General features: G+C 75.2%; 13 protein-coding genes. 12 read left to right on the top strand and 1 reads right to left on the bottom strand.

Annotation, left to right across the window (positions count from 1 at the left end; genetic code table 11):
- Window positions 1-176: 176 nt before the first annotated feature.
- Entirely contained in the window at window positions 177-659 is a 483-nt protein-coding gene (locus ASG41_RS13205; RefSeq protein ID WP_056295462.1) for a pyridoxamine 5'-phosphate oxidase family protein, read from the bottom strand.
- A gap of 77 nt (window positions 660-736) precedes the next feature.
- Between ASG41_RS13205 and ASG41_RS13200 the strand changes: the two genes are divergently transcribed.
- From ASG41_RS13200 to ASG41_RS13145, 12 genes are all read left to right on the top strand, one after another.
- Complete coding sequence (locus tag ASG41_RS13200) at window positions 737-2,665, top strand: FAD-dependent oxidoreductase (RefSeq protein ID WP_056295459.1); 1,929 nt, start codon at window positions 737-739, stop codon at window positions 2,663-2,665.
- The gene (gene mftE / locus ASG41_RS13195; protein WP_082556905.1) at window positions 2,662-3,357 is read left to right on the top strand and encodes a mycofactocin biosynthesis peptidyl-dipeptidase MftE; all 696 of its coding nucleotides are present in this window, start codon (window positions 2,662-2,664) and stop codon (window positions 3,355-3,357) included. The genes ASG41_RS13200 and mftE overlap by 4 nt, the downstream gene beginning before the upstream one ends.
- Before the next feature lie 32 nt (window positions 3,358-3,389).
- Entirely contained in the window at window positions 3,390-4,811 is a 1,422-nt protein-coding gene (locus tag ASG41_RS13190) for a cytosine permease (protein ID WP_056295456.1), read from the top strand.
- Window positions 4,812-4,839: 28 nt separating this feature from the next.
- Complete coding sequence (locus tag ASG41_RS13185; RefSeq protein WP_056295453.1) at window positions 4,840-5,076, top strand: type II toxin-antitoxin system Phd/YefM family antitoxin; 237 nt, start codon at window positions 4,840-4,842, stop codon at window positions 5,074-5,076.
- Entirely contained in the window at window positions 5,073-5,456 is a 384-nt protein-coding gene (locus ASG41_RS13180; protein WP_056295450.1) for a type II toxin-antitoxin system VapC family toxin, read from the top strand. The genes ASG41_RS13185 and ASG41_RS13180 overlap by 4 nt, the downstream gene beginning before the upstream one ends.
- Window positions 5,453-6,862 (top strand): mycofactocin biosynthesis glycosyltransferase MftF, encoded by a 1,410-nt coding sequence (gene mftF, locus ASG41_RS13175; RefSeq protein ID WP_056295448.1) that lies wholly within the window; start codon window positions 5,453-5,455, stop codon window positions 6,860-6,862. Before ASG41_RS13180 ends, mftF begins: the two co-directional genes overlap by 4 nt.
- A gap of 57 nt (window positions 6,863-6,919) precedes the next feature.
- Window positions 6,920-8,233: a multidrug effflux MFS transporter gene (locus ASG41_RS13170; RefSeq protein ID WP_235564778.1), complete on the top strand. Its 1,314-nt coding sequence runs from the start codon at window positions 6,920-6,922 to the stop codon at window positions 8,231-8,233.
- Window positions 8,234-8,337: 104 nt separating this feature from the next.
- Window positions 8,338-9,654 carry a hypothetical protein gene (locus ASG41_RS13165; protein WP_056295444.1) on the top strand — a complete coding sequence of 439 codons (1,317 nt, stop codon included), beginning with the start codon at window positions 8,338-8,340 and terminating at the stop codon, window positions 9,652-9,654.
- A 58-nt stretch (window positions 9,655-9,712) separates the two neighbouring features.
- On the top strand, window positions 9,713-11,053 hold the full coding sequence (locus tag ASG41_RS13160) for an MFS transporter (RefSeq protein ID WP_235564777.1): 1,341 nt from the start codon (window positions 9,713-9,715) through the stop codon (window positions 11,051-11,053).
- A 168-nt stretch (window positions 11,054-11,221) separates the two neighbouring features.
- Window positions 11,222-11,728 carry a (2Fe-2S)-binding protein gene (locus ASG41_RS13155; RefSeq protein ID WP_056295440.1) on the top strand — a complete coding sequence of 169 codons (507 nt, stop codon included), beginning with the start codon at window positions 11,222-11,224 and terminating at the stop codon, window positions 11,726-11,728.
- A complete protein-coding gene (locus ASG41_RS13150; protein ID WP_056295437.1) occupies window positions 11,725-14,205 on the top strand; it encodes a xanthine dehydrogenase family protein molybdopterin-binding subunit in 2,481 nt (826 codons plus the stop codon). The genes ASG41_RS13155 and ASG41_RS13150 overlap by 4 nt, the downstream gene beginning before the upstream one ends.
- Window positions 14,202-15,062 carry a xanthine dehydrogenase family protein subunit M gene (locus ASG41_RS13145; RefSeq protein WP_056295431.1) on the top strand — a complete coding sequence of 287 codons (861 nt, stop codon included), beginning with the start codon at window positions 14,202-14,204 and terminating at the stop codon, window positions 15,060-15,062. Before ASG41_RS13150 ends, ASG41_RS13145 begins: the two co-directional genes overlap by 4 nt.
- The last annotated feature ends 49 nt before the right edge of the window (window positions 15,063-15,111 follow it).

Here is a 15,111-nt window from a genome sequence, read left to right as displayed (position 1 = left end):
GATCAGGGTCCCTGATCAGAGTCCGTCCTCCCCCACGAGATGTGGTGTGGGAGGACGGACTCTGGTGAACGCCCCTGATCCACGCTCCCGGGGCGGCGGGGCGGCGGGGCGGCGGGGCGGCGGGGCGGCGGGGCGGCGGGAGCAGCAGAAGGACCCGCTGTGCAGCCGCTGCGAGGTCAGGGCAGGTCGACCTTCTCGTTCTCCCCGCCGGAGTACGCCTCGCCGGTGACCTTGGCCTTGGCGAAGCTCAGCAGCGTCGAGACGCGGCCGCCGGGGGTGTCCCAGTACTCGGCGGAGTCGCCGTCGACCTTGATGAGCACGATCTCGTCGTCGTCGGGGCCGTCGGGGAACCACGCGGCGACGCCGGAGTTCCACAGCTCCTTCTTCTTCGCGTCGTCGGTGACGACGGCGGCGGTGCCGGTGAGCGAGATCCACGTGCTGCCGGAGCCGACGGCCACGTTGACGTGCGGGTTCGCGGTGATGTGGGCGACCTTGCGGGAGTCCCGGGCGGCGAAGAACCACAGGTCGCCGTCGAACTCGACCTCCTGCAGGGCCATCGGCCGGCTGATCAGGGTGCCGTCGCGGTCGGTGGTGGTGAGCATGCCCAGGCGCTGGTCGGACAGGAGGCCGGAGACCTTGCGGGTGGAGTCGTCAGTCATGGGCGGGGTGTGCCCCGGCGCGAGGGGTGGCAACCGGGCTGGCGCAGGTGGGTGGGGCGGTACGGCAGAGTCACGGTGTGCCGTTCCCGCGCCTGTTCGAGCCGCTCCGGCTGCGCGGGCACGTGCTGGCCGGCCGGGTGGTCTTCTGCGCGCACCTGACCAACCAGGCGGTGGACCGGCGGCTGACGCCGGCGCACACCGCCTACTACGCCGCCCGCGCCGCCGGCGGGGCCGCGCTGGTGGTCACCGAGGAGCTGTCGGTGTCGGCCGACGACCGGCCCTACGAGAAGGTCGTCGACGGCACCGACCCGGCCGTGGTGGCCGGCTGCCGCGCGATCGCCGACGCCGTGCACGGGCACGGCGGGCTGGTGGTCGCCCAGCTCGGCCACAACGGCGGGCAGGGCAGCTCGCTGCTGTCCCGGGTGCCGCTGCTGGCGCCCTCCCCGGTCGCCGACGCGCTGTTCCGCGAGGTGCCCCGGGAGGCCACGGACGCCGACCTGGCCGCCGTCGTCGCCGGGTTCGAGCTGGTCGCCGGGCACGTCGTCGCCGGCGGGATGGACGGCGTGGAGCTGCAGGCCAGCCAGTCCTCGCTGCTGCGGGCGTTCCTGTCCCCGGCAGCCAACCGGCGCACCGACCGGTGGGGCGGCCCGGTCGAGCAGCGGGCCCGGCTGCTGCTCGACGTCGTCGCCGCGGTCCGCGGGGTGCTGGGGCCGGACCGGCTGCTCGGTGTCCGGCTGGCCGCCGCCGAGCCCGGCGGGACGACGACGGAGGACGCCGTCGCGGTCGCCGGGCTGCTCGCGGCCACCGGCGACGTCGACTGGCTGTCCACCACCGTCGGTGTCGCCACCGAGTCGCTCTACCTGGTCGAGCCCTCGATGGCGACGCCGGCGGGCTACGCGCTGCCGCTGGCGGCGAGGATCCGGGCCGCCGTCGACCTGCCGGTGGTCGGGGTCGGCCGGGTCACCACCCCGGAGCAGGCCGAGGCGGCGTTGGAGCGCGGGGACTGCGACCTGGTCGGGGTGGTCCGTGGCCAGGTCGCCGACCCGGACTTCGTCGCGAAGGTGCGGCGCGGGGAGCCGGTCCGGCCGTGCGTGGGCTGCAACGGCGAGTGCGCCGCCCGGGTCGGCGCCAACCGCTGGCTGGGGTGCCTGCAGGAGCCGCGCACCGGCCGGGAGTCCGTCCCGCTGCCGGTCCCGACCCGGCCGCGGTCGGTGGTCGTCGTCGGCGCCGGCCTGGCCGGGCTCCGCACCGCTGCGGCGGCCGCCCGCCGGGGCCACCGGGTGTGCCTGCTGGAGGCCGCCGACGAGGTGGGCGGCCAGCTGCGCGACGCCGTCCGGGCGCCGGGCCGGGGCGAGCTGTGGGGCCTGGTGACGGCGGCCGTGGCCGACTGCGACCGGGCCGGGGTGACCGTGCGGACCGGCTGCCGGGTGGACGGCGTCCCCACCGACGCCGACGTCGTCGTGCTGGCCACCGGCGCCCGCCCGGCGCGACCCGACTGGGCTGGGGACGACGCCCGGGTGGCCGACGTCCGCGCGGTGCTGGACCGGTCCGTCACACCCTCCGGGTCGGTGCTGGTGGTCGACGAGCTGGGCGGTCCGCACGCCCCCTCCACCGCGGAGGCGCTGGCTGCGGCGGGGTGCACCGTCGAGGTGGTCACCGGGGCGCTGGTGTCCGCGCAGGACCTGGGGCCCACGCTGGACCGGGAGCTCTGGCACCGGCGGGCGGCCGTCGCGGGCATCGCGCAGACCGTGGAGCGGGTCGTCCTGGGTGTGCGCGCCCGCAGCGACGGACGCCGGGTCGTCCGGCTGCTGCACCACCTGACCGGGGTCGAGGAGACCCGGGTGGTGGACTGGGTCGTGACCGCCGTCCCCCCGACCCCCGACGACGCGCTGTGGGCGCAGCTGGCCGCCAGTGGCCTGGAGGTGCACCGGGTCGGTGACGTGCTGGCGCCCCGGACCGCGGTCGCGGCGAGCGTGGAGGCCGACCGGGTGGCGGGGGAGCTGTGAGCGTCCTGCGCGCCGCCCGCTCGCCCGAGCTGCCGCCACTGCCCACCGTCGTCGTGCCGCTGGGGTCGGTGGAGCAGCACGGTCCGCACCTGCCGCTGGGCACCGACACCACCGTGGCCTGCGCCGTGGCCGAGGCCGCCGTCGACGAGCTGGGCGACCTGCTGCTCGCCCCCGCCCTGGCCTACGGCGCCAGCGGTGAGCACGAGGGGTTCCCCGGCACGATCTCCCTGGGCACCGAGGCGCTGACCGGGCTGCTGGTCGAGTACGGCCGCTCCGCCGGGCGGTGGGCCGGACGGCTGCTGGTGGTCAACGGCCACGGCGGCAACCTGGAGGCGCTGCGCAGCGCCGTCCCGCTGCTCCGCCAGGAGGGCCGGGACGTCGCCTGGTTCCCCTGCGGCGTCCCCGGCGGCGACGCGCACGCGGGCCGGACCGAGACCTCGCTGCTGTTGCACGTGGAACCGCGCACCGTGCGGGAGGACCTCGCCGAGCCCGGGGAGACGACGCCGATCGGTGCGCTGCTGCCCCGGCTGCGGGCCGAGGGCGTGGCCGGGGTCAGTCCGAACGGCGTGCTGGGTGACCCGACCGGGGCCTCCGCCGGGGAGGGCGCCGTCCTGCTCGCCGGGATGGTCGACCGGCTGGTCGGCGCCGTCCGCACCTGGCGGGTCGACCCGGCCGGGCGGCTGCTGGGCTGAGCGCGGCACCGCGGCGGACGTAGGGTCCCGCCGTGGCGGTGGAGACCAACGGCATCAACGTGATCGCCGAGGACGAACGGCGGGGCACCCCCAGGCAGCTGTTCTGGCCCTGGTTCGGGGCCAACGTCAGCGTGCTGGGGTTGTCCTACGGCTCGTTCGTGCTCGGCTTCGGCATCTCGTTCTGGCAGGCCACGCTGGCCGGGCTGGTCGGGATCGTCGTCAGCTTCGCGCTGTGCGGGTTCATCGCGATCGCCGGCAAGCGCGGCTCCGCGCCCACCCTGGTGCTGTCCCGGGCGGCGTTCGGGGTGCACGGCAACCGGGTGCCGGCGGTGCTCTCCTGGGTGCTGACCGTCGGCTGGGAGACGGTGCTCACCAGCCTGGCGACCCTGGCCACCGCGACGGTGTTCACCCAGCTCGGCTGGGGCGGCGGGACGGCGACGACGGTGGTCGCGCTGCTGGTCGTCGCCGGGCTCGTGGTGGTCGGCGGCGTGCTGGGCTTCGACACGATCCTGCGGATGCAGACGGTGATCACCGTGGTCAGCGGCGTGCTGACCGTGGTCTACCTGGTGCTCGTGCTGCCGCAGGTCGACTGGGCCGCGGTCGGTGCGGTGCCCGCCGGGTCGACGGCGTTCGTCGTCGGCGCGCTGGTCTTCGTGATGACCGGCTACGGCTTCGGCTGGGTCAACGCCGCGGCCGACTACAGCCGCTACCTGCCGCGCACCGCCTCCAGCCGCGGCGTCGTCGGCTGGACCACGTTCGGCTCCGCGCTGGCCCCGGTGGTCCTGCTCGTCACCGGCCTGCTGCTGGCCGCCTCGGACAGCGACCTCGCCGCCGCCATCGGCGCCGACCCGATCGGCGCGCTGGGCGAGCTGCTGCCGACCTGGTTCCTGGTGCCCTTCGTCGTCGTGGCGGTGCTCGGCCTGGTCGGTGGCGCGCTGCTGGACATCTACTCCTCCGGCCTGGCCCTGCTGGCCGCCGGTGTCCGCATCCCGCGCGCGGCCGCGGCCGGCGTCGACGGCGTGCTGATGGTGCTGGGCGCCGTCTGGGTGGTCTTCGTCGCCGAGGGCGACTTCATCGTGCAGTTCCAGGGCTTCCTGATCACCCTGGGCGTCCCGGTCGCCGCCTGGTGCGGGGTGGTGCTGGCCGACATCGCGCTGCGACGCCGCGACTACGCCGAGGCCGACCTCTACGACGCCCGGGGCCGCTACGGCTCGGTCCCGCCGGTGCCGCTGGCGCTGCTGGTCGTCGGCACGCTGCTGGGCTGGGGCCTGGTCACCAACGCGATGGCCGGCTGGCTGGACTGGCAGGGCTACCTGCTGGGTCCGCTGGGCCTGGGCGGTCGCACCGGGGACTGGGCCTACGCCAACCTCGGGGTGCTGCTCGCCCTGCTCGTCGGGTTCCTGGGCACCCTGGCCCTCCGGCGGCCCGCGGTGGCGGCGCAGGAACTGGTCTGACCAACTCCGACCAGACATCCTGGGCGTCATGACCACGGTCGTCAGCGTGTACGACGCCGAGGCGCAGCTGTCCGCGCTGCTCAAGCGGGTCGAGGCGGGTGAGGAGATCGTCATCTCCCGGCACGGGCGGTCCGTGGCGAGGCTGGCCCCGATCGTGGACGCCGTCCCGAGCCGCGCCCCCGGACGCTGGAAGGGCCAGATCCAGATGGCGCCGGACTCCGACGAGTCCACCGAGCAGGACGAGAAGGACTGGTACGGCGAGTGAGGTTCCTGCTCGACACCCACGTCCTGGTCCGGTGGGCCGGAGGGGACGAGTCACTGCTCCCGGACCCGGTGCGGCGGGCACTGGCCGACTCGACCGACGACGTGTTCTTCTCGGCGGTCACCACCGCCGAGCTGGCGGTCGAGTCCGCTCTCGGCAAGCTCGACGTCGCCGACCACCTGCTCGGGACCAGCCCGGACGAGTCGTTCACGGAACTGCCCCTCACGTCGGCACACGCAGCGGTGCTGGCTCACCTCCCGCCACACCACCGGGACCCCTCCGACCGGATGCTCATCGCCCAGGCCCTCGTCGAGGGGCTGGTCCTCGTCACCGTGGACGACTCCGTCCACAGGTACGACGTCCCGGTCTCCCCGCCCCGGTGAGGCCGGCGCCCGACGCCCGGCTGCCCGACGGGTTCGCCGTCGTCCTGGACCCCCGCACCCGGCACCGGGACGACGGCGGGACCCTGCTCGGCGGCTCCCCGCTGCGGCTGCTGCGGCTCACCCCGCGCGCCCGCGCGCTGCTGGTCGAGGGCGGGCTCACCGTGCGGGACCGGACGACGGGCACCCTGGCCGCCCGGCTGCTGGACAGCGGCCTGGCCCACCCCCGGCCGACGCCGGTGGTCCCCGCCGACGTCACGGTGGTCGTGCCGGTCAAGGACCGGGCCGCCGAGCTGGACCGGCTGCTGGCCGCGCTGCGCGCCGACCCGGAGACCGCGGACCTCCCTGTCACCGTCGTCGACGACGGGTCCGCGGACCCGGCCGGGCTCGCCGCGGTCAGCGCCCGGCACCGGGCCGACGTGCTCCGGCACGACACCAGCCGGGGCCCCTCGGCCGCCCGGAACGCCGGACTGCGGGCGGCCCGGACCGGTGCCGTCGCCTTCCTGGACTCCGACTGCGTGCCGCGACCGGGCTGGCTCGGGGTGCTCGCCGCGCACCTCGCCGACCCCCGGCTGGCCCTCGTGGCACCGCGGATCTCGGCGCTGCCGGGGGAGCGGCCGGGCTGGGTCACCGGCTACGAGGACGCCGTCAGCGCGCTGGACATGGGGGACCACCCGGCCGCCGTCGCCCCGCTGACCGGGGTGTCCTACGTGCCCAGTGCCGCCCTGCTGGCCCGCCGGGAGGCCCTCGGCGACGGTTTCGACGAGTCCATGCAGGTCGCCGAGGACGTCGACCTGGTCTGGCGGCTGGCCGCCGCCGGCTGGCGGGTCCGCTACGAACCGGCCGCCCGGGTCGCCCACGAGCACCCCGCCCGGACCGGGGAGTGGCTGCGCCGCCGCGCCTTCTACGGCACCGGTGCGGCACTCCTGGCCCAGCGGCACGGCTCGGCGGTGGCCCCGGTGGTGATGTCGCCGTGGTCGGCGGCGGCCTGGGCGCTGGTGCTGCTCGGCGGCCGGGCGGGGGCGCTGGCCGCGGCCGGGGTGCTCGCGGTGGCCACGCGGGGACTGGCCCGTCGGCTGGGGGACCCGCCACCGACCGGGCTGGCCGCGACGCTGGTCGTCCGCGGGTCGTTCGCGGCCGGCCGGACGCTGGCCCGCTCGGTCACCCGGCACCACTGGCCGCTCGCCGTCCCGCTGCTGGGCAGCCGGCGGGCCCGCCGGCTGGTGCTGCTGGCCGCCACCGTGGACGCCGTCGGGGCCTGGTGGCCGCACCGGCAGCGGGTCGGGCTGCTCCGCTTCGCCGCGGCCCGCCGGCTGGAGGACCTGGCCTACGGCGTGGGCCTCTGGCGCGGGGCCTGGCGGGCCCGGGACGTCCGGGCGCTGCTGCCCGCGAGGCCGCCGCGCGGCTGAGCGCCGACGTGAACAGCGGGTGACGTCGGGCGGGTCGGGGAACAGGACCGTCCGCCGGTGGCTTGGCGTCTGCTGTGTCCTCCTCCGGGGCGGCACGACGACGACGCGAGGAGCACCGCCATCAGCACCGCCACCGACACCCAGCAGACCGCCCGCACGGGCACGAAGCCGCCGCCCGGTCGGGCCAAGCTGGCCCTGACCCTGGGCGCCTTCGTCGCGCTGGGGCCGCTCACCATCGACATGTACCTGCCGGCGCTGCCGACGATCGCCGAGGACCTGGCGACGTCGTCGGCCACCGTGCAGCTCACCCTCACCGGCACCCTGCTCGGGCTCGCCCTGGGCCAGCTGGTCCTCGGCCCGCTCTCGGACCGCTTCGGCCGCAAGCGCCCGCTGATCGCCGGCACCGCGCTGCACGTGGTCGCCTCGCTGCTGGTGCTCATCGCGCCGAACATCGCCGTCCTGGGGGCCCTGCGCGTGCTGCAGGGCGTGGGCACCGCCGCCGGCGCGGTGATCGCGCTGGCCGTGGTCCGCGACCTCTACACCGGGCGGGCCGCGGCGACGCTGCTGTCCCGGCTGTTCCTGGTCATCGGCGCGGCGCCCGTCCTCGCGCCCACGCTGGGCGGGGAGCTGCTGCGCTACACCTCCTGGCGGGGCGTCTTCGTCGCGCTGGCCGTCTACGGCCTGCTGCTGGTGCTCGTCGTCGGCGCCGCGCTGCCGGAGACGCTGCCGCCCGAGCGACGGGCCGCGGCCGGGCTCGGCGTCACCGTCCGGGCCTACGCCGGGCTGTTCCGCGACCGGGTGTTCGTGGGTCTCGTCGTCGTCGCCGGGCTGACCATGGCCGGGTTGTTCAGCTACGTCTCCGGTGCCTCCTTCGTCTACCAGGACGAGTTCGGGCTCGACGAGCAGCAGTTCGGGCTGCTCTTCGGTGCCGGTGCGATCTGGCTGATCGGGGCCACCCAGTTCAACCCGCTGCTGCTGCGCCGCTTCCAGCCCCAGGCGATCCTGGTCGGCGGCCTGGCCCTGGCCGGGGCCGCCGGCGTCGTCCTGCTGGTGCTCGCCTCCACCGGCACCGGCGGCCTGTTCGGCGTCGCGATCCCGATCTGGGTCGTGCTCGCCGGCAGCGGCCTGGCCCTGCCCAACGCCCCGGCCATCGCGCTGAGCCGGCACGGGGAGTCCGCCGGCACCGCCGCCGCGATGCTCGGCGCCGTCCAGTTCGGCGTCGGCGCCGTCGTCGCCCCGCTGGTCGGGGTGCTGGGCAACGACGGCGCCGCCATCGGCACCGTCGTGGTCGCCGCCTTCGCCCTCGCGGGGGTCGTGCTGGCCACCGTCGTGCGGCCGTGGCAGCTGCCGGCCTGGGAGACCGGCGACTGACCCCTCCCCCCGCCGGGGACGGCACTCCTGGCGTAATCGGGTCGCACCGGTCACGATGGGCGTGACATGAGCCACTGGGCGGGCACGACGGGGCAGGGTGACGCGTGACGACGCTGAACCCCTGGTTCGCGCTGCCCGACGGCGCGCCCACCGCCGTGGCCACCCGCCGGCTGCGGGCCGCCCACGAGGCGATGGTCACCCGGGGCGGCGCCCCCCGCCGGGACCAGGTGCGCTCGGTGGTCTGGGACTCCTGGCGCCGCAGCCTGGGCAACGGCGTCGACCCCGACGGTGCCCCGCCCCCGGTCGACCTGCTCGACGACGAGCTGCTGGCCTACCGCGAGGCGCACCCGCTGGCCGCGGTCATGCCGGTCATCCGCCGGCTGCTGGTCGCCGATGCGGAGGCCGACAAGATGATCGTCGCGGTCACCGACGCGGCCGGCCGGATGCTCTGGGTCGAGGGGGACTCCCAGCTGCGTGGCCAGGCCGAGCGGATGCACTTCGTGGCCGGCGCCCGCTGGGGCGAGGACGTCGCCGGCACCAACGCCCCGGGCACCGCCCTGGCCCTGGACACCCCGGTGCAGATCTACGGCGGCGAGCACTACAGCCGCCCGGTGCAGCACTGGAGCTGCTCGGCGGCCCCGGTGCACGACCCGGTCACCGGCCTGGTGCTGGGCGCCATCGACGTCACCGGCGGGGACCACGTCGCCAGCCCGCACGTGCTCACCCTCGTCCGGGCCACCGTCGCCGCCGCGGAGTCCGAGCTGCGCTGGCTGCACCGCGACCAGCTGGGGCGCTCGTCCGCGCCGCCGCCGGCCGCCCGGCCGGTCAGCCCGCTGCTGGAGGTGCTGGGCCGCGAGCGCGCCCGGCTCACCACCCCGGCCGGACGCACCGAGCTGTCGTTGCGGCACTCCGAGCTGCTCCTGCTGCTGGCCGAGGCCGCCGTCGCCGGTGAGGGCCGCAGCGCCGAGCAGCTCGCCGTCGAGGTGCACCCCGGGGACGCCGCCGCGGTCACCGTGCGCGCCGAGCTGTCCCGGCTGCGCCGGCTGCTCGGGGAGGGCACCGAGCTGCTGGGCTCCCGGCCCTACCGGTTGACCAGCGCGCTGGACACCGACCTGGACCAGGTCCGCCGGCTGCTGGCCCGCGGCGCCGTGGGCCCCGCGCTCGAGCGCTACCCGGGGGCGCTGCTGCCCCGCTCGGAGGCCCCCGGCGTGCGCACCGCGCGGGCCCGGCTCACCGGCTCGCTGCGCTCGGCCGTGCTGCGCTCCCAGCGCCCGGAGCTGCTGCTGCGCTACAGCCGGCTGCCCGAGGCCGCCGACGACGCCGCCGTCTGGCAGGGCCTGCTCGACGTCCTCCCGGTGAGCTCCCCGCGGCGGGCGGCCGCCGCCGGCCAGCTGTTGCGGCTGCGGCGTCCCTCCCGCTGACCGGCCCGACCGGCCGACGGGCGGAATGGCCCGCGCCCCGCTGCCCTTGGCCTGCTCCGTGAGCACCGAGCCCCTGAGCGCCGAGCCCCTGAGCGCCGAGCCCCTGAGCGCCGAGCCCTTGAGCACCGAGCCCCTGAGCGCCGAGCCCGCCGCGACGGCGACCCGACCCGTGACGCCCCGGGGTCTCGGCCGGCTGCAGGTGGCGCTGGCGATCGGCGCGTTGAGCCTGGGCGGTTTCGGCATCGGGGTCAGCGAGTTCGTCACCATGGGCCTGCTGCCCGAGATCGCCCGCGGTGTCGACGTCGACATCCCCAGCGCCGGCCACCTGGTGTCGGCCTACGCGCTCGGCGTCGTCGTCGGGGCGCCGGTCATCGCGACCACCGCCGCCCGGCTGCCCCGCCGGGCCCTGCTGCTGGGCCTGCTGGCCGCGTTCCTGGCCGGCACCGTGCTCACCGTGCTCGCCCCCGGCCAGGGGACGCTGCTGGTCGCCCGCTTCCTGGCCGGGCTGCCGCACGGTGCGTACTTCGGCGTCGCGTCGCTGGTCGCCGCCTCGCTGGTGGCCCCGGGCCTCAAGGGCCGGGCGGTGAGCGCGGTGATGCTCGGGCTGGCCGCGGCCAACCTCGCCGGCGTCCCCGCCGCCACCTGGCTGGGGCAGCAGCTGGGCTGGCGGTCGGCCTTCGTGGCGGTCGCGGTGGTCGCCGTCCTCACCGCGGTGGCCGTCGTCGCCGTCGTACCGCGGACTCCGGGGACCCCGGAGGCCACCGTGCGCACCGAGCTGGCCGCGCTGCGGTTGCCCCAGGTCTGGCTGACCATCGGGGCCGCGGTGTTCGGCTTCGGCGGGGTGTTCGCGCTCTACGCCTACATCGCGCCGATCACCACCGAGGTCACCGGCGCCGGCGCGGGCTTCGTGCCCGTGGTGCTGCTGGCCTTCGGCATCGGCGGCGTGTTGGGCACCCTGCTGGGCGGGAAGCTGGCCGACGTCGCGCTGTTCCGCTCGCTGGTCGGGGCGATGGTGGCGACCGGTCTGCTGCTGGGCCTGATGGGCGTCGCCGCCCTGCACCCGGTGTCCCTGCTGGTCGTCGCGTGCCTGGTCTCGGTGGTGACCTCGGTGCTCGTGGTGACCCTGCAGCTGCGCCTGATGGAGGTCGCCGGGGACGCCGAGCTGATCGGCGCGGCGGCCGGGCACTCGGCCCTGAACGCGGCCAACGCGCTGGGCGCGCTGCTCGGCGGGTCGGTCATCGCGGCGGGCCTGGGGTACCGCGCGACGTCGCCGGTGGGCGTGGCGCTGGCCGTCGTCGGGCTCGGGGTGCTCGCCGTCTCGGCGGTGCTGCGGCGCCGGGAGGCCCGTCAGCTGCAACGGCCTGCAACGTTGCCCCCGCGGGCGACTGCGGACGCCTGAGGCCGGATCGCCCGTGCTTGCGGCCCCGAGTGGGTCGCAGCGACGCCCGTGCGGGTGTGGTCCTCGCGTCGTCGACAGGTAAGCGTGGCCTAAGGACTGTGTGCGTCGGCACACTCCAGGGCGGAGCGGGTGACCGCTGCCACAGCACCCTGCAACGAGGCGGAGGACATGACGCAGATCAACGTGCGGGTCGACGGGGCGTCCTACTCGGACGACGTCGAGCCCCGGACCCTCCTGGTCCACTACCTGCGAGAGCAGCTCGGCAAGGTCGGCACGGTCGTCGGCTGCGACACCAGCAACTGCGGCGCCTGCACCGTGCACCTGGACGGCGAGAGCGTGAAGTCCTGCACCGTCCTGGCCGTGCAGGCCGACGGCAGCGAGGTCACCACCATCGAGGGCGTCGCCGACGGCGCCACCCTGCACCCGGTGCAGAAGGCCTTCCACGAGCAGCACGGACTGCAGTGCGGCTACTGCACGCCCGGGATGATCATGGCCTCGATCGACCTGCTCAAGAACAACCCGGACCCCAGCGAGCACGAGATCCGCGAGGGCATCGAGGGCAACCTCTGTCGCTGCACCGGCTACCAGAACATCGTCAAGGCGGTCCAGCAGGCCGCCGGCGAGATGAGCTCGGCGGGCGCCCACTCCGTCGAGACGACGGGAGCGCAGGCATGACCCTCACCGAGGACCCGAGCACCGCGACACCGGACGCCCCGGCCAAGGAGGTCGGTTCGGCGCGACTCCGCAAGGAGGACGCCCGGCTGATCACCGGCAAGACCACCTGGACCGACAACATGGTCCTGCCCGGCATGCTCTACATGTCGGTGCTGCGCAGCCCCATCGCGCACGCGACGATCAGCAACCTGGACGTCAGTGCGGCGAAGGACCGGCCCAACGTGGTCGCGGTCTACACCGGCCAGGACTTCAAGGACGAGCAGGGCTCGATCCCCTGCGCGTGGCCGGTCACCCCCGACATGGTCAACCCGGGGCACCCCTCGATCGCCGTGGACAGCGTCAACCACGTCGGTGAGGCCGTGGCGATCGTGGTGGCCCGCAGCCGCACCGCCGCCGTGGACGCCGTCGAGGCCATCGACGTCGACTACGAGCCCCTCCCGGTCGTGCTGGACATGGAGGAGGCGGTGAAGGAGGGCTCGGCGCTGGTCCACGACCACACCGAGTCCAACACCAGCTACCACTTCGTCTTCGACGCCGGCGAGGCCGGCACGGGCACCGACACCGACGCCGCGTTCGACGCCGCCGAGGTCGTGGTGTCCCGCCGCTTCGTCCAGCAGCGCCTCATCCCGGCGTTCATGGAGCCGCGTTCGGTCGTCGTCGGGGTCACCGGCGACAACTACACCCTGTGGTCGGCCACCCAGATCCCGCACATCCTGCGCGTGATGGCGGCGCTGACCACCGGCATCCCCGAGCACAAGCTGCGCGTCATCGCCCCCGACGTGGGCGGCGGCTTCGGCGGAAAGCTGCAGGTCAACCCGGAGGAGATCCTGGCCCTGCTGATCGCGCGCCGCCTGGGCAAGCCGATCAAGTGGACCGAGACCCGCTCGGAGTCCCTGATGACCGCCCACCACGGGCGCGACCAGGTCCAGTTCATCGACGTCGCCGCCGACCGCGAGGGCAACGTCAAGGGCCTGCGGGTCCGGCTGCTGGCCGACATGGGCGCCTACCTGCGCCTGATCACCCCGGGTGTGCCGGCGCTGGGCGCCTTCATGTTCCCGGGCATCTACAAGTTCCCGGCCTACCGCTTCGAGTGCGACGGCGTCTTCACCAACAAGGTGCCCACCGACGCCTACCGCGGCGCCGGCCGGCCCGAGGCGACGTTCGCGATCGAGCGGATCATGGACGAGCTCGCCGTCGAGCTGTCCATGGACCCGATGGAGCTGCGCCGCAAGAACTGGATCAACGCCGAGGAGTTCCCGTTCACCACGGTGGCCGGGCTGTCCTACGACTCCGGTGACTACGAGCAGGCCACCCAGGCCGCGCTCGAGCTGCTGGGCTACGACGAGCTGCGGGCCGAGCAGGCGCGCCGCCGCGAGTCCGGCGACCCGGTCCAGCTGGGCATCGGCATCTCCACGTTCACCGAGATGTGCGGCCTGGCCCCCTCCCGGGTGCTCGGCTCGCTGTCCTTCGGCGCCGGCGGCTGGGAGCAGGCCTCCATCCGGATGCTGCCCACCGGCAAGGTCGAGGTCGTCACCGGCTCCACCCCGCACGGCCAGGGCCACGAGACGGCCTGGAGCCAGATCGTCGCCGACGAGCTGGGCGTGCCCTTCGACGACGTCGAGGTGCTGCACGGTGACACCGCCGTCAGCGCCCGCGGCCTGGACACCTACGGCTCGCGCTCGCTGGTCGTCGGTGGCACCGCGGTGGTCAAGGCCGCCGAGAAGGTCGTCGCCAAGGCCCGCAAGGTCGCCGCGCACCTGCTCGAGGCCAGCGAGGACGACCTGGAGTTCTCCGGTGGCCGCTTCTCGGTCAAGGGGACGCCGGGCGCCGGGCTCGCCATCCAGGAGATCGCGCTGGCGATCTTCGCCTCGCACGACTACCCGGAGGGCATCGAGCCCTCGATCGACGCCGAGGCCGCGTTCGACCCGACGAACTTCTCCTTCCCGCACGGCACCCACCTGTGCGCGATGGAGGTCGACACCGACACCGGCTTCGTCAAGATCCGCAAGTACGCCTGCGTCGACGACATCGGGAACATCGTCAACCCGATCATCGTCGAGGGGCAGATGCACGGCGGGCTCGCCCAGGGCATCAGCCAGGCCCTGTACGAGGAGGCCATCTACGACGCCGACGGCAACCTGACCACCGGCACGTTCGTGGACTACCTGGTGCCCTCGGCGATGGACCTGCCGCACTTCGACACCGGCAACACCACGCACGCCGCCCCGGACAACCCGCTGGGTGCCAAGGGCGTCGGCGAGGCCGGCTGCATCGCCAGCACCCCGGCCGTGGTCAACGCCGCGCTGGACGCCGTCCGGCACCTGGGCGTGAAGGACATCCTGATGCCGATGACGCCCGAGCGGGTCTGGCGGGCCATCCACCAGGGCGGGGACGGCGGGGCCCGCGCTGCCGAGGGCAGCAACGCCTACGGCGGCGCCCGCACCACCGAGTCCGGCATCGAGGAGGCAGCCAAGTGATCCCAGCGTCGTTCGCCTACGCCCGCCCCACCACCGTCGACGAGGCCCTGCAGGCCATCGCCGCCGGCGGGGAGGACGTGAAGATCCTGGCCGGTGGGCAGTCGCTCATCCCGGTCATGCGGCTGCGGCTGGCCGCACCGGAGACGGTCGTGGACATCACCCGGGTGACCGAGCTGCGCGGCGTCCGCGAGGACGGCGACAGCCTGGTCATCGGTGCGATGACCACCCACCACGACGTGATCACCGACCCGTTGATCGCGCAGTACGGGAAGCTGATCGCCGAGGCCACCGAGACCGTGGCCGACCCCGCCGTCCGGCACCGCGGGACCTTCGGCGGCGCCCTGGTGCACGCCGACCCGGCCGGTGACCTGCCGGCCGTGGCGCTGGCCCTGGACGCCGAGTTCGTCATCGCCGGTCTCGGCGGCGCGCGGCGCACGGTGCCGGCCACGGAGTTCTTCGTGGACTACCTGACCACCGCGCTGGCCGACGGTGAGCTCCTCGTCGAGGTCCGGGTGCCCAAGCTGGGCAGCGACTGGGGCGTCCGGTACGAGAAGTTCAACCGGGTGGCCCAGGCGTGGTCGATCGTGGCCGTCGCCGCGGCCGTCCGCCGGGAGGGCTCGCGCATCACCGAGGCCCGCATCGGACTGACCAACATGGGGTCCACCCCGATCCGCGCCCGCGCGGTCGAGGCGGCCCTCGTGGGGGCCGACGTCAGCCTGGAGACGGTCACCGCGGCCGCCGCCCAGGCCGCCGAGGGCACCGAGCCCAGCAGCGACCTGAACGCCCAGGCCGACTACCGCCAGCACCTCGCCCGGGTGCTCACCCGACGAGCTGTGACCGCGGCCGCTGGGCTGTAGCGTCGGATCAAGGCCCCACCACAGCAGTTCCTCGTGCACCGGCCGGCCC

It is taken from the genome of Modestobacter sp. Leaf380 (genome assembly GCF_001424485.1).
Lineage (GTDB): Bacteria > Actinomycetota > Actinomycetes > Mycobacteriales > Geodermatophilaceae > Klenkia.
The sequence above is the reverse complement of the archived record's forward strand: the minus strand, read 5'-3'. Positions and strand labels throughout refer to the sequence as shown.

Coding starts and splice junctions, on each gene's coding strand:
- ASG41_RS13205 (WP_056295462.1), bottom strand. CDS start 659: ATGACTGACGACTCCACCCGCAAGGTCTCCGGCCTCCTGTCCGACCAG.
- ASG41_RS13185 (WP_056295453.1), top strand. CDS start 4,840: ATGACCACGGTCGTCAGCGTGTACGACGCCGAGGCGCAGCTGTCCGCG.
- ASG41_RS13155 (WP_056295440.1), top strand. CDS start 11,222: ATGACGCAGATCAACGTGCGGGTCGACGGGGCGTCCTACTCGGACGAC.
- ASG41_RS13150 (WP_056295437.1), top strand. CDS start 11,725: ATGACCCTCACCGAGGACCCGAGCACCGCGACACCGGACGCCCCGGCC.